Source organism: Streptomyces sp. A5-4 (genome assembly GCF_051131715.1).
Taxonomy (GTDB): Bacteria; Actinomycetota; Actinomycetes; order Streptomycetales; family Streptomycetaceae; genus Streptomyces.
Genome location: NZ_CP178591.1, coordinates 7,905,791 through 7,920,002, shown reverse-complemented (window position 1 = coordinate 7,920,002; position 14,212 = coordinate 7,905,791). Strand labels below are relative to the sequence as shown.

The following is a 14,212-nucleotide window of genomic DNA, read 5'->3' as shown; positions in this document are numbered from 1 at the left end:
CGCCGTGTACCGGGACACAGGTCAGCACCGGTGGGCCGCACCGTCCACGGCGCGGGGCCGAATCGCTGCGCATGACCAGCGGCGGCAGATCCGGATTGTGCACGCGCACAAGGGTCTGTCGCCCGGTACGCTTTCGGTGGCATCCTCACCAGCCATGAGCGGCCGCAGAGCACGCACTGATCGTGAATGGTCGGTCCTGACAAGCGTCTCCGACGCGCTCCTGGAGCGTGTTCCGCATCTCACCGACCTACTGATGGGGCAACTGCGTTCGCATTCGCCCCAGTTCGATCTCGCGGTGCCGGGCGACGAGCACTGGAAGCAGATCAACGAGGCGCTGCGATACGGCATAGAGGCCATCACCGCGCCGCGCTCGGCGCCGCGCAAGGACCTGGCGTACGCGGAGCGGCTCGGCCGGCGCCGGGCCGAGCAGGGGCTCCCGTTGGATCTGCTCCTCTTCGCGTACCGGCACGCCGGGTACCTCGTCTGGGACGAGCTCCTGCGGATCGTGAGCGACAAGGAGCCCGACGCGCTGCCCGTGCTGGTGCACACCGTGGCGCAGATGTGGGCGGCCGTCGACCGGCAGGCGGCGACGGTCGCGGACGCCTACCGCAGCACCGAGCAGGAGATGCAGCTGCGCACCGACGAACGCGTACAGGCCCTGCTCGACGCCCTGTTGGACGGCCAGTCGGCCCCCGGCCTCGCGGCCCGCGCGGCGGCGGGGCTCGATCTGCCGGAGTTCGGGCGGTACGCGGTCGTGGTGCTGCGGGTGGAGCGGCGCGAGAACCGAGAGCCGTTCCACCGGGTCGCCGCCACCGGCGGCATGCGTTTCTTCTGGCGGATGCGCACGGACCACGAGGTCGGCGTCGTCGCGCCCGGCGACGACGCCGGCCTCGCGGAGCTCGCCGACGAGCTGGGCCGCCGGTGCGCGGGCACCGGCGGCATCAGCCCGGTGGTGGCGGGCCTGGCCGACCTGGGCCCGGCCCGCCGGCTGGCCGAGACCGCACTGCGCACCTGCGGCTCGGAGGCGGGGATCGTGCGGCTGGATCAGCGGCTTCCGACGGCCCTGGTGGTGAGCCAGCCGGAGCTGGCCGCGCGGCTGGTCGCCGATGTGTTCGGCCCGCTGCTCGAACTGGACCCCGGCGACCGCGCGGTGCTCCTGGAGACGCTGGACGCGTGGCTGAAGTCCGAGGGTTCGGCGGGCCGGGCGGCGACGCGGCTGTACTGCCACCGCAATACGGTGTTCAACCGGCTCAGGAGACTTGAGCAGTTGACGGCTCGCTCGCTGTCCCGGCCGCGGGACCTGATCGAGATGACGCTGGCCCTGGACGCTTTCCGGCTTTCGGGCGCGTGATGCTCGCGGCGGCGGCCAGCAGTACCGGGGCCGCGGCGAGGGCGAAGCAGACGGAGAGCGGGACCCGGCCCACCAGCAGCCCGTAGAGCGCCGCACCGGCCGAAGCCCCCGCGTTGAAGGCCGTGTTGACCCAGGCGCCGGCGCGGGTGCGGTCGCCCGCCGGTACGGACGCGTCGGCGATCAGGTAGGCGGTTGTCAGCGCCGGGGCGACGAAGATCCCGGCGAGCCCGGCCGCGCCGATGAGCACATACAGGTGCGGCGAGAGACCGGCGGGGGCCAGGGTGAGGCCGAGCCCCGTGACCAGGAGCGGCAGGCGCACCCGCTCCGGCACGCGCCAGTTGACGGCCCCGTACGTGAGGCCGCCGACCGCGCTGCCCGCGGACAGGGCCGCCAGCACCCAGGAGACCGCGGAGGCCCGATGCTGCTGGTCGGCGAAGGCGACGACCAGCAGCTCCACCGCGCCGATGCACAGGCCGAGCCCTGCCGCGGCAGCGATCGGCGCGCGCAGGGCTCGCACGACGGACCTACGCCCGGCCGACGCGCCCTCGTCGTGTACGGCGTCGACGGTGGCAGCGGAAGAGCTCTGCGCCATGCGGACGGCCGGGGAGGTCGCGAGGCAGATGCCGCCGACCAGGACGAGTGCGGCGCCGACCACCAGGCCGGCGGCGGGCAGCAGCAGCGCGGCCAGCAGTCCGGCCAGCAACGGCCCTGATACGTAGAGGAGTTCCTCCGCGACGCCGTCGAGACTGTAGGCGCGCTGAAGCAGCTGCCGGTCGGGCAGCAGCCGACTCCAGACGGCCCGTACGACGGCCCCGAGCGGGGGCGTAAAGGCGCCGGTGACGGCCGCCGCTCCCACCAGCAGCGCGGCCGACGGGTCCGGCAACCGGGTGACGGCGGCCAGGGCGAGGAGCAGCGCGGCGTAGCCGAGGGTCATCGGCGGCAGTGCGCGACGCGCCCCGTAGCGGTCGATGAGGGCCGCTCTGGCGGGCGACAGCAGGACACTGGTCAGCCCGAAGAGGGCCATGGCGGTGCCGGCCGACGCGTACGAGCCGGTGGCTTCCTGGACAGTGAGGATGAGGGCGAGCGGCACCACGCCGTAGGACAGCCGCCCGAGCAGCGCGGCGGCGAAGGGGCGGCGGGAGCGCGGGGTGCGCAGGACAGCGCGGTAGGTGACGGCGCGCGAAGGCGCCGACGGGGGCACAGACATGATGGGTGATTCCCTCGGTGGGCGGCGCGCAACACGGGGCGCCGCGGGCGTACGGGGACTCCTGGACGCCGCACCGGCCGACGAGGGCGGGTGCGGTCGGCGGAGCGAGTCCTAGACGCCGCGAGGGAAGACCATGCGCGACACGCTAACAGCCGCACCACGCATGCCGACAGGGGGCGGGACATGAGTCCCGCCCCTGTCGGCATGCGTGGAAAAGGAGGCCGTGCGCCCGGAGGGCTCCGGTCAGAGCAGGAAGTCCCGCGCGATGGCCTCCGCGGCGCGCTCCAGGAGCGGCCCCGCCTCGGCCATGGACCGCGCCTGGTCCGGCTCCAGCTCGGCCAGGGAGTACGCGCGCCGTATGCCGGCCCTCCCCAGCGCCTCCGGAAGGAGGGCCAGCCGGCCGCAGACCGCGATGACCTCGATGTTCTTCGCGCGGGCCGCCGCGGCGACGCCCGCGGGGGCCTTGCCGTGCAGGGTCTGCTCGTCGAGGGAGCCCTCGCCGGTGATGACCAGGGTGGCCCGCTCCAGGGCCGCGGCGAAGCCCAGGACGTCGAGCATGACCTCGATGCCGGGACGGAAGCTCGCGCCGAGGCAGACGAGCGCCCCGTAGCCGATGCCGCCCGCCGCGCCAGCGCCCGGGGAAAGGGCGTACCGGGCGGCCTGTGGGCCGACGGCCTCCTCCAGCACCGACGCGTAGTGCCCGAGGGCGGCGTCGAGTGTGGCGACGTCCTCCTCGGTGGCGCCCTTCTGGGGCCCGTACACCGCGGGCGCGCCCTTGGGCCCGGTCAGCGGGTTGTCGACGTCGCTGGCCAGGACGAGGTCCACGTCGGCGAAGCGGGCGTCGATGCCTGCGAGGTCCGCGGTCACCAGGTCGCGCAGCCCGCCGCCGCCGGGGCCGACGGGCTCGCCCGCCTTGTCCAGGAAGCGTGCGCCGAGCGCGGCCAGCATGCCCGCGCCGCCGTCGGTCGTGGCACTGCCGCCGACGCCGAAGACGATCGTGCGGGCGCCCGCGTCGAGCGCCGCGCGCAGCAGCTCACCGGAGCCGTACGTCGTGGAGGTGAGGGGTGCGAACACGCCCTCGGGGAGGTGCTGGAGGCCCGAGGCCTCCGCCATTTCGACGACCGCTGTGCCGTCGCGCAGCGCGAAGGCCGCGGTGCGCCGCTCACCGAGCGGCCCGGTGACCGGTACCTCCCGGCGCTCGAACCCGGCGGCGACAGCCGCCGCCACTGTGCCGTCGCCGCCGTCCGCGACGGGCAGGGCCTCTACGTGTACGTCGGGGACGACCCGCTTGAGCCCGGCCGTCACCCGCTCCGCGACCTGCACGGCCGTGAGCGAACCCTTGAACTTGTCCGCTGCGACGAGCACGCACGCGGTCTCAGTTACTGCTCCGTCCGTCACCTTGCATCCCTTGCTTTCGAACAGGCAGTCGCGCCGCCCCGACCATATCCGAGGAGGGAGCACCTGCCCATGGGGGTCCCTCACGACCGGGCCACTTCAACCGATAGGTCATCATTTCGTGTAAGTTCGGCACCCGTGCGCGCCCCGGTCAGTCGGCGGCCGTCGCGCGGGAGTCGTACGTCTGGCGCACCGCCCTGCGGCTCTCGCCGATCGGCACGCCGATGCGCTCGAAGACGCCCTCCAGCAGGTCGATGCCCCGGGACCGCACCAGCGGCCCCGACCCGTCGGCGGCCGACGCGGGCCCGCCACCCGTCACCACGGCCGCTCCGGCCGCCGCCCGTACGTGCACACATCGCTTCATCCGGCACCCGCCTCCCTCTCGTACGCCTCAAAATCCGCGAAACGGGATAAATCTCCCATGCGCGGCGGGCAGAAAGGGGGAGCCCCGACATCTCGTCCCGGAAGTCGCCGATCCGCGCGCGACGGCGATGCCGACGGCCGGCACGGTGGGACGACCAGCACCGGAGGCGACGCGCCACGCCCGCCCGGCCCCGCGGAGCTCGCCGGGCGCACCATGGCCCGCTGCGGCAGAATCGGCGTGGACATAACGGTCACGGGCCACCCGGAGCACGTCGACCTCTGCCCGGAAACCGCTCGGCCGAATCAGGACTGTCCGCCAACTGCCAGGCGCTCTACGGTCTGTTGACCCGGTGCCTTCACTCTGTGTTGTACCGATGTGCACCGACTGGTCGACAGCACGGCCTAACGTCCCCGGCGTCATCCGTTCTTCCGTTCCGCTACGAACCTGGAGAGCCCATGCGCACATTCATCGGTGGAGTCCTGACCGCCCTCGCCGCCGGCGCCCTGGTGGCCCAGGGCACGCTGTCGGCCGGCGCGGCGGAACCTTCCGTACCGGACACGGCAGCCAGGGTGGGACATCTGCCCACGAAGATCGACGGCGGCGCCTGGGCGTCCGGGCACGTCCAGGGTGTGGCCGTCGACCGGCGCAAGGGGTTCATGTACTTCTCCTTCACGAACCTCCTCGTCAAGACCGACCTGAGCGGCAAACCGGTGGGGTCCGTATCCGGCTTCACCGGGCACCTCGGAGACCTGGACTTCAACGAGAAGGACGGCCGGGTCTACGGCTCGCTGGAGTACAAGTCGGCGAAGGCCTTCTACATCGCGATCATCGACGTGGACCGCATCACCCGAACGGGCATGGACGCCAGAACCACCGACATGGTGTCCACGGTCTACCTCAAGGAGGTCGTGGCGGACTACACGGCCGATATGAACGGCGACGGGAAGTTCGACGGGGACACCGCGAACACCCCCGACCACCGGTACGGGTGCAGTGGCATCGACGGTGTCTCCTTCGGCCCCGATCTCGACAACGGGCGCGCCGGGCGGCACGGCAGGCAGCAGCTGACCGTCGCCTACGGCGTCTACTCGAACACCACCCGCAAGGACAACGACCACCAGGTCCTGCTCCAGTACGACGTACGCGACTGGCGCAAGTACGAGCGTCCGCTGCCGGAGAGCGCTCCGCACACCAGTGGTCCCGGACGTGTCGACGGCAAGTTCTTCGTCTTCACCGGCAACACCCGCTACGGCGTGCAGAACCTGGAGTACGACGCCGCCAAGGGCAACTGGCTGATGGCCGTCTACAAGGGCGCGAAGCCGCAGTTCCCCAACTACTCGCTGTTCATCGTGGCCGGGGCGAAGCGCCCGGTCAACGGCCCCATCACCGGCCAGCCCGAGCCGGAGCGCGGCAAACTACTGTCCCTGCTCCCCAAGGGCCTGCACCACGCGCCGTCGAACACCTACGGCTGGGAGTCCGGCGGTCAGTACGGGCTGGTCGCGCTCGGTGGCAGCCGCTACTACCTCACCGAGGCCGGCACGGTCCAGAAGGACGGTGTCACCAAGCAGACGGCCGTCTCCCTGCTGCACCGCTGGACCAGCCGGCCCCCGACCCCGTTCAAGAGGATCGGGGGCTAGAACAGCGACTCCTGCTCGTCGGCCGCCACTCCGCTCTCGAAGGCCAGCAGCCGCTGCTTGCGGTCCAGGCCGCCGCCGTAGCCGGTGAGGCTGCCCGCGGCGCCGATGACCCGGTGGCAGGGAACGATGATGCTGACCGGGTTCTTTCCGTTGGCGAGGCCCACGGCGCGGGAGGCGGCCGGGTTGCCGATGCGCTCGGCCAGTCCGCCGTACGACCAGGTCTCGCCGTAGGGGATCCGCTGCAGCTGCTCCCAGACGCGCAGCTGGAACGGGGTGCCCGCCAGGCGCAGTGGCAGGTCGAACTGCGTCAGCTCGCCCGCGAAGTACGCGTCGAGCTGACGGACGGTCTCAGCGAAGGGACCCGGATCCCGGTCGCCGAACGTCTCCTCGGGCGGGCGGTGACGCTGGTCGGTCATGTAGACGGCCGAGAGTGTGCCCCCGGTCGCGACGAGCGTCAGCGCGCCGTAGGGGCTGTCAACCACGAAGTGCTGCTTGTACGTCATGTCGTCCTGGCCTTCTGCCGTGTTCCTACGCGGGGAGGTGGTTGATGGCGTGGTTTTCGGTGGCCCACAGGTACTGGACGGCGTACGCCCGCCACGGCCGCCAGGACGCCGCCCGCGCCGTGAACGCGGCGGGCGTCGACGGGAGCCCCAACTCCTTTGCGGCGCGCCGGATTCCGAGGTCCGTCGGCAAAAAGGCGTCGGGGTCGCCGAGCGCGCGCATCGCGATCGCCTCGACCGTCCAGGGGCCGAACCCGGGCATCGCCATGAGCTGGGCGCGCGCCTGGTCCCAGTCGCTGTCGATGCCGAGCCGCAGCGTCCCGTCGGCGAGCGCCGAGACCAGCGTCAGGAGGGTGGCCCGGCGGCTGCGCGGCAGCGCGAGCGCCTCGGGGTCCAGCCCGGCGAGCGCGCCGGAGGGCGGGAAGAGATGGGTGAGGCCACCGGCCGGGTCGTCGACGGGCACCCCGTGCGCGGCGACGAGGCGGGCCGCGTGGGTGCGGGCGGCGGCGGTGGAGACCTGCTGACCGAGCACGGCCCGTACCGCGAACTCCGCCGCGTCCGTGGTGCGGGGCACCCGGCGCCCGGGGGCGCTGTCGACGAGCGGGGCCAGCAGCGGATCGGTGCGCAACTGGCCATCGACGGCGACCGGGTCGGCGTCGAGGTCGAGCAGCCAGCGGCAGCGGCTGATGGCGATGGTCAGATCGCGCAGGTCGGTCAGCGAGAGCAGGCAGGCGATGTGGTCGGGGCGCGGGGTGAGGCTCGCGATGCCGTGCCCGTACGGCAGGTCGAGCGTGCGCCGGTAGGACCCGTCGCGCCACTCCTCGACGCCGGGGACGGCGGTCGCGGCGAGGTGGCCGAAGAGGTTGTCGGGGTTGAGCGGAGCCCGGAACGGCAGCCGCAGGGAGATCGCTCCGGGCGTCTGCGGCTGCTTGGTACCACGGGCACGCAGCTCCGACGGGGACAGCGCGAAGACCTCGCGGACCGTGTCATTGAACGTACGGACGGAGGAGAACCCGGCGGCGAACGCGACGTCGGCCATGGGCAGCGGGGTCGTCTCGATGAGGAGACGGGCGGTCTGGGCGCGCTGGGCGCGGGCCAGGGCGAGCGGTCCGGCGCCCAGCTCGGCGAGGAGCTGGCGCTCGACCTGCCGGGCGCTGTACCCAAGGCGCCCGGCGAGCCCCGGCACGCCTTCGCGGTCGACGATGCCGTCGCTGATCAGTCGCATGGCGCGGGCGACGACATCGGCGCGGGCGTTCCACTGCGGGGAGCCCGGACTGGTGTCGGGGCGGCATCGCTTGCAGGCCCGGAAACCGGCCTGCTGGCAGGCGGCGGCACTCGGCAGGAAGCTCATGTTCTCCACCTTGGGCGGCACGACGGGGCAGCTGGGGCGGCAGTAGATCCGGGTGGTCAGGACCGCAGTGAAGAACCACCCGTCGAAACGTTGGTCCTTCGACTGAACGGCTCGGACGCAGCGCTCCGTGTCGTTGTGCATGGCGTCGATACGCATGACTCAAGCATCGAGCACCCGACACCGCGGAGCTGGCGAGAATCCGACATCACGGTGCGACTGCCAGCGCCCGCTCGAACGCCGTGTACGCATCATCCCCGAACAGAACGAACCGCACCTCCGCCACCGGCGCGTCGACCGCCTCGCGCACCGTACGAACGGCGATGCGTGCCCCGTCGTCCATCGGCCACCCGAAGATGCCGGTGGAGATCGCCGGGAACGCGACGCTCTTCGCACCCAACTCCCGCGCCACGCGCAGGGATTCCCGATAGCAGGAGGCAAGCAGTTCCGACCGGTCCTCGCTCTGCGCCCACACGGGCCCGACGGTATGGATCACCCACCGCGCGTCCAGCAGGCCCGCCGTGGTGGCGACGGCCCGCCCGGTGGCCAGGCCCTTCCCGTAGTGGGAGGCACGCAGCCTGCGGCAGTCGGCGAGGACGGCGGGACCGCCGCGCCGGTGAATGGCGCCGTCGACACCGCCGCCGCCCAGCAGCGAGGAATTGGCGGCGTTGACGATGGCATCGACGTGCTGCGCGGTGATGTCGCCGCGCACGAGCTCAAGGGTCATCGGCCCACCACTCGCAGGTGCCGCCAGACGGCCTTCGCCGCGTTGTGCCCCGACATCCCGTGCACGCCGGGGCCGGGCGGAGTCGCCGACGAACAGATGAAGACCGCCGGGTGCTGCGTCGCGTACGGAAAGAGCGACAGCTTGGGACGCAGCACCAGTTGCAGCCCGGAGGCCGCGCCGCAGGCGATGTCTCCCCCCACATAGTTCGCATTGCGCGCCGCGAGCTCCGGCGGGCCGGCCGTGGCGCGGGCCAGGATCAGGTCGCGGAAGCCGGGGGCGAAGCGCTCGATCTGCCGCTCGACCGCGTCCGTCAGGTCACCGCCCCAGGCGTGCGGGACATGGCCGTACGCCCAGAAGACCTGCTTGCCCTCGGGTGCGCGCGACGGGTCCACGAGGCTGGGCTGGGCGGTGATCAGGAACGGAGTCTCGGGAGCCGTGCCGCCCGCGGCCTGGCGCAGCGCGGTGTCGATCTCGCGGGCGCTGGGACCCACCTGAACGGTGCCGGCCCGCCGAGCCTCCTCCGCCGTCCACGGAACGGGCCCGTCCAGCGCGTAGTCGATCTTGAAAACACTCGCGCCGTACCGATAGTTCTCATACGCCCTCCCCAGCCCCGCGATGCGGGCCAGGGCAGTGGGCGACGTATCGAACACATACGAACGAGCGGGCGGCAGATCATCGAGCCGCTTCACCTCGAACCCGGTATGGATCGTGCCGCCCAGATCCCGCAGATACGCGGCCAGCGCGTCCGAGACGGACTGCGAACCGCCCCGAGCCATCGGCCAGCCCCCGGCGTGCGCGGCCAGCGCGAAGACGAGCCCGACCGCGCCGGTGGCGATCCCGCCGAGGGGAGCGATCACATGCGCCACCAGCCCGGCGAACAAGGCCCGCGCCTTCTCGTCACGAAAGCGGCGCATCAGCCAGGTCGAGGGCGGCAGCCCGGCGATCCCGAAGCGGGCCAGGGTGAGCGGGTCGCGCGGCAGGGCGGTCAGCGGCAGCGACATGAAGTCGCGCGCCAGGGTGTCCCACTTCCCGAGGTAGGGCGCGACCAGTCGCCGGTAGGCACCCGCGTCGCGCGACCCGAACGACGCGGCGGTCTCGGCGACCGAGCGCGACAGCACCGCGGCCGTACCGTCGTCCCACGGATGGGCCATCGGCAGCTCGGCGTGCAGCCACTCCAGCCCGTACCGGCCCAGCGGCATGGCGTTGAAAGCAGGCGAGCCGGCGCCCAGCGGGTGGACGGCGGAGCAGGGGTCGTGGCGGAATCCGGGCAGCGTGAGCTCCTCGGTCCTGGCGCCGCCACCGATCGTGTCCCGCGCCTCGAACACCTCCACCGAGAAGCCCCGGCGGGCAAGTTCGACAGCGGCGGTCAGTCCGTTGGGCCCCGCCCCTACGACGACGGCATCGAGCATCGACGGCACCTTCGGACTCCTTTGTCAGCCGGTGGCCAAGACCCCCAGGATATTCCCGGGCAGAAGCGATGGGGCGCCGGGAGGGGGCCGGGGCCCGCATCCGGCCCTCACTTCCCGCGCAGCAACCCCAGCACCCGAGCCACGGTCCCCGCATCCCGAGCCGCGGTGAACGGCAGCGCGTTGCCCCCCGCCACCCGGAACCGCTCCCCCGCGAGCGTCGACTGCGCCCCGCCCGCCTCCTCGACCAGCAGCAGCCCCGCCGCGTGGTCCCAGGCCAGCTCCCACGAGAACGCGATCGCGTCCAGGGCCCCCCGGGCCACGCCCAGGTACTCCAGCCCGGCCGAGCCGCACGGGCGGGCCTCGACACCGTCGGCGTTCAGCCCGAGCAGGGCCCGCTTCTGCTCCGGTGTCGTGTAGTCCGGGTGGGACATGGCCACCCGCAGCGCCGCGCCGGGCACCGGCGCGCCCGCGCGGAGCGGCTCCCCGTTGAGCCGGGCGCCGCCGCCCCGCACCGCGACGGCCATCTCGTCGAGCACCGGCGCGTACGTCCAGGAGGCGAGCACCTCGCCCCGGTGCGCGAGGGCGACCAGCGTGCAGAAGCCCGCCTCGCCGCGGACGAACTGGCGGGTCCCGTCGACCGGGTCGACGATCCACACCGGCGCGTCGCCGCGCAGCGCCTCGTACACCGAAGGGTCCTCGTGGACCGACTCCTCGCCGACGACGACGGAGCCGGGCAGCAGCCGCGTCAGCGAAGCCGTGAGGTGCTCCTCGGCCCGCCGGTCGGCAACCGTCACCAGATCGTGCGGCCCGGACTTCTCAATGATCTCGTGCGCGGCCAGCTGCTGGTGCCGCGGCATGATCTCGGCGGCTGCCGCCTTGCGGACAGCCTCTTCGACGTCGGACAACTTGTCATCGATCATGCCTCCAGCAAAGCACGGACCGCTGACAGCCAGGGGGGCGGTCAGCGCCCGACCGCGTAACCCTGCATTCCCCTGGGGTTTGCCGCGGCGGACAACACGCCCGTCGCCGGGTCGCGGGCGACGACGCACAGCCGGCCCTCCGACCACGGCTCCCCGACCGTCACGTCATGGCCGAGCCGACGCAGCTCCGCCACCACTCCCTCGTCCATGCGCGACTCGACGGTGACGGAACCGGGCCGCATGCCGCGCGGATAGAAGGACCCGGGGAAACTGTCGTTGTGCCAGTTCGGGGCGTCGATGGCCGCCTGGAGATCAAGTCCACCGGCGACGGCGAGAAAGAAGTGAAGCTGCCACTGATCCTGCTGATCGCCCCCGGGCGTCCCGAAGGCCATGACCGGCACCCCGCCTCGCAGCGCCAGCGTTGGCGTCAGGGTGGTACGCGGGCGGCGGCCGGGCACCAGGGAGTTGGGCAGTCCGGCGTCGAGCCAGGCCATCTGGAGCCGGGTGCCGAGCGGGAAACCCAGCTCGGGCACGACCGGATTGGACTGGAGCCAGCCGCCGCTGGGTGTCGCGGCGACCATGTTGCCCCAGCGGTCGACGATGTCGAGGTGGCAGGTGTCGCCGCGGGTCGCACCGTCCTCGGCCACGGTCGGCTCCCCCGCGCCGGCCGCTCGCGGCGCGGGAAGCCCCGCCCCACGGGCCACGGCGCCGGCGTGTTCGCTCAGCACCGGCGTCCGGCCGCCGGGGCTCCCCGGCCGAAGCTCGTACGAGGCCCGCGCGCCGACGAGCGACCGGCGCCGCGCGTTGTAGTCGTCGGACAGGAGCACCCCCAGCGGCACCTCGTCCGCGTCCCCGTACCAGGCCTCCCGGTCGGCCATCGCCAACTTGCAGCCCTCGACGAGCAGGTGGACGTACTCGGCGGAGCCGCACGCAGGCAACTCGTCCGACAGTAGGGCCAGTTGCTGCAGAAAGACGGGCCCCTGACTCCAGCCGCCCGCCTTGCACAGCGTCCACCCTTTCCAGTCGTAGGTGACCGGATCCTCATACGTCGCGGACCACCCCGCGAGGTCGGCGGCCGACAGGGTCCCGGTGTGCCGCCGACCGCTGGTGTCGAGCGTGCGGCGGCCCGACTGCGCGACGAGCGCCTCGGCGACGAACCCCTCGCGCCACACCTTCCGCGCCGCCTCGATCTCGGCCTCCCGGTCGGTCCCGGACGCCTCGGCCACCAGCCGCCGCCAGGTCGCGGCGAGGGCGGGGTTGCGGAACAGCCGCCCCGGCTGCGGCAGTTCGCCGCCCGGCAGGTAGATCTCGGCCGACGTGGGCCACTCGGTCTCGAAGAGGGCCCGTACGGTCGCGACGGTCTCCCCCACCCGCTCGACCGGCGGATGCCCGTCCTCGGCGTACCCGATGGCGTACTTCAGCACCTCGGCCAGGGACTTGGTGCCGTGGTCGCGCAGCAGCACCATCCACGCGTCGAACGCGCCCGGCACGGCGGCGGCGAGCGGCCCGGTGCCGGGCACCAGGTCGAGGCCGAGGCCGCGGAAGTGCGCGATGTCCGCCCCGGCCGGTGCGGACCCCTGCCCGCAGAGCACCCGGACGTCTCCGCCGGCCGGCGCGAGAATGATCGGCACCTCCCCGGCCGGGCCGTTGAGGTGCGGCTCGACGACATGCAGTACGAAACCGGCGGCGACAGCGGCGTCGAAGGCATTGCCGCCGTCCTCCAGGACTGCCATCGCGGACTGCGAGGCGAGCCAGTGGGTGGAGGACACCATGCCAAAGGTGCCCTGGAGGGTGGGCCGGGTCGTGAACACGAGGGGCTCCTGGGTCAGCGGGTGGGCGGGGGCGCCATCGGCCGGGTCGCACAGAAGGACCGGGCCGAGCCGGTCCTCCTGTGTTCGGTCAGCCGTCCCCGCAGGCTAGCGGCACCGTCGCGGTCCCGGAATGGACCGCCCCGGGGATGGCGTTGTCCCTGCTCGGAACCTCAGGAGGCAGCACAGTGCACGGTGAGTACAAGGTCCCCGGCGGCAAGCTCGTGGTGGTCGATCTGGACGCGCGGGACGGTGTCCTGCGGGACGTCCGGGTGGCGGGCGACTTCTTCCTGGAGCCCGACGAAGCGATCCTGGCGATCAACGCCGCGCTGGAGGGCGCCCCGGAGGACACCGACGCGGCGGGCCTCGCGGCCCGCATCGAAGCGGCGCTCCCCGAGGACACCGTGATGTTCGGCCTGACGGCGGAGGGCGTCGCGGTCGCCGTGCGCCGGGCCCTCGCCCACGCCACGGACTGGACCGACTACGACTGGCAGCTGATCCACGAGGGGGCGCAGACCCCGGCCCTGCACATGGCGCTCGACGAGGTCATCACCGCCGAGGTGGCCGCCGGGCGCCGTCCGCCGACGCTGCGGGTGTGGGAGTGGGACGTGCCCGCCGTGGTCATCGGCAGCTTCCAGTCGCTGCGCAACGAGGTGGACCCGCAGGGCGTGGAGCGCCACGGCATCACGGTCGTACGCCGGATCAGCGGCGGCGGGGCGATGTTCATGGAGCCGGGCAACACCATCACGTACTCGCTCTCCGTGCCGAAGGCCCTGGTCCAGGGCCTGTCCTTCGCGGACAGCTACGCCTACCTCGACGACTGGGTGCTCGGCGCGCTCGGTGACATGGGCATCAAGGCCTGGTACCAGCCGCTCAACGACATCGCCACGGAGGCCGGCAAGATCGCGGGCGCCGCGCAGAAGCGGGTGGCGAGCGACGGCGGGGCCGTGCTGCATCACGTGACCATGGCGTACGACATCGACGCGGACAAGATGACGGAAGTGCTGCGCATCGGCAAGGAGAAGCTCTCCGACAAGGGCACGAAGAGCGCGAAGAAGCGGGTGGACCCGCTGCGTCGCCAGACGGGCCTGGCGCGCGAGGCGGTCATCGACCGGATGATCGACTCGTTCCGTACCCGGTACGGGCTGGCGGCGGGCAAGGTGACGGACGAGGAAATGACGCGCGCGCAAGAGCTCGCCGCGGCGAAGTTCGACACCCAGGAGTGGACCGCCCGCGTGCCATAACCGCGTGACCGCCCGCCCGGCGCGAGGCGCCCGCGTCGATGTGGGCGCCCGCGCCACGGCCTGCCTCAGACCTTGTCGCGGGACCTCGTGCTCAGCAGGGTGAAGAGGGCCGGCGAGGACGCCGGCCCGACGGCCCACCCGCGGTCGGCGGCCAGGATGCCGGCGACCGCGCCGGGCAGGCCGCCGACCGGGCCGAGCCGTGAAGATGTACAGCTCGGGGGCGGCGGTCGGCTTCCACGGCATGCTGGGCACGCCGACGACGCCGGTGATGACCGCGCCCGCGCGGAAGTCGAGCCCGAGGC

General features: G+C 72.7%; 12 protein-coding genes and 1 pseudogene. 3 read left to right on the top strand and 10 right to left on the bottom strand.

The window, feature by feature from the left end; all coding sequences use genetic code 11:
• Positions 1 to 154: 154 nt before the first annotated feature.
• Positions 155 to 1,351, top strand: coding sequence for a PucR family transcriptional regulator (locus ACLLJJ_RS37045; RefSeq protein ID WP_434599069.1), 1,197 nt, complete (start codon positions 155 to 157; stop codon positions 1,349 to 1,351).
• On the opposite strand, the gene ACLLJJ_RS37040 is transcribed toward ACLLJJ_RS37045, so the two are convergent.
• The 3 genes from ACLLJJ_RS37040 to ACLLJJ_RS37030 all read right to left on the bottom strand — a co-directional run bounded on the left by ACLLJJ_RS37040 (position 1,251) and on the right by ACLLJJ_RS37030 (position 4,317).
• Positions 1,251 to 2,558 (bottom strand): MFS transporter, encoded by a 1,308-nt coding sequence (locus ACLLJJ_RS37040; protein ID WP_434599068.1) that lies wholly within the window; start codon positions 2,556 to 2,558, stop codon positions 1,251 to 1,253. The genes ACLLJJ_RS37045 and ACLLJJ_RS37040 overlap by 101 nt on opposite strands.
• 243 nt (positions 2,559 to 2,801) lie before the next feature.
• Positions 2,802 to 3,956 carry a glycerate kinase gene (locus ACLLJJ_RS37035; RefSeq protein WP_434599067.1) on the bottom strand — a complete coding sequence of 385 codons (1,155 nt, stop codon included), beginning with the start codon at positions 3,954 to 3,956 and terminating at the stop codon, positions 2,802 to 2,804.
• Between the two features lie 148 nt (positions 3,957 to 4,104).
• A complete protein-coding gene (locus ACLLJJ_RS37030) occupies positions 4,105 to 4,317 on the bottom strand; it encodes a hypothetical protein (RefSeq protein WP_434599066.1) in 213 nt (70 codons plus the stop codon).
• 455 nt (positions 4,318 to 4,772) lie between these two features.
• Here ACLLJJ_RS37030 and ACLLJJ_RS37025 point away from each other — a divergent pair, with 455 nt between their 5' ends.
• Entirely contained in the window at positions 4,773 to 5,954 is a 1,182-nt protein-coding gene (locus ACLLJJ_RS37025) for a hypothetical protein (RefSeq protein WP_434599065.1), read from the top strand.
• Here ACLLJJ_RS37025 and ACLLJJ_RS37020 read toward each other — a convergent pair.
• From ACLLJJ_RS37020 to ACLLJJ_RS36995, 6 genes are all read right to left on the bottom strand, one after another.
• A complete protein-coding gene (locus ACLLJJ_RS37020) occupies positions 5,951 to 6,457 on the bottom strand; it encodes a methylated-DNA--[protein]-cysteine S-methyltransferase (protein WP_434599063.1) in 507 nt (168 codons plus the stop codon). The genes ACLLJJ_RS37025 and ACLLJJ_RS37020 overlap by 4 nt on opposite strands.
• Before the next feature lie 25 nt (positions 6,458 to 6,482).
• Entirely contained in the window at positions 6,483 to 7,946 is a 1,464-nt protein-coding gene (locus tag ACLLJJ_RS37015; protein WP_434600626.1) for an AlkA N-terminal domain-containing protein, read from the bottom strand.
• 64 nt (positions 7,947 to 8,010) lie between these two features.
• Positions 8,011 to 8,529: an O-acetyl-ADP-ribose deacetylase gene (locus ACLLJJ_RS37010; RefSeq protein ID WP_434599062.1), complete on the bottom strand. Its 519-nt coding sequence runs from the start codon at positions 8,527 to 8,529 to the stop codon at positions 8,011 to 8,013.
• Positions 8,526 to 9,947 (bottom strand): phytoene desaturase family protein, encoded by a 1,422-nt coding sequence (locus tag ACLLJJ_RS37005; protein WP_434599061.1) that lies wholly within the window; start codon positions 9,945 to 9,947, stop codon positions 8,526 to 8,528. The genes ACLLJJ_RS37010 and ACLLJJ_RS37005 overlap by 4 nt, the downstream gene beginning before the upstream one ends.
• 98 nt (positions 9,948 to 10,045) lie before the next feature.
• A complete protein-coding gene (locus tag ACLLJJ_RS37000; protein ID WP_434599060.1) occupies positions 10,046 to 10,858 on the bottom strand; it encodes an inositol monophosphatase family protein in 813 nt (270 codons plus the stop codon).
• Positions 10,859 to 10,899: 41 nt separating this feature from the next.
• The gene (locus ACLLJJ_RS36995; RefSeq protein WP_434599059.1) at positions 10,900 to 12,669 is read right to left on the bottom strand and encodes a gamma-glutamyltransferase family protein; all 1,770 of its coding nucleotides are present in this window, start codon (positions 12,667 to 12,669) and stop codon (positions 10,900 to 10,902) included.
• Positions 12,670 to 12,854: 185 nt separating this feature from the next.
• On the opposite strand from ACLLJJ_RS36995, the gene ACLLJJ_RS36990 reads away from it, so the two are divergent.
• Positions 12,855 to 13,910 (top strand): lipoate--protein ligase family protein, encoded by a 1,056-nt coding sequence (locus ACLLJJ_RS36990; protein WP_434599058.1) that lies wholly within the window; start codon positions 12,855 to 12,857, stop codon positions 13,908 to 13,910.
• 143 nt (positions 13,911 to 14,053) lie between these two features.
• On the opposite strand, the pseudogene ACLLJJ_RS36985 reads toward ACLLJJ_RS36990, so the two are convergent.
• Positions 14,054 to 14,204, bottom strand: a pseudogene (locus ACLLJJ_RS36985) (nitrate reductase); the annotation flags it as partial.
• Positions 14,205 to 14,212 lie beyond the last annotated feature (8 nt).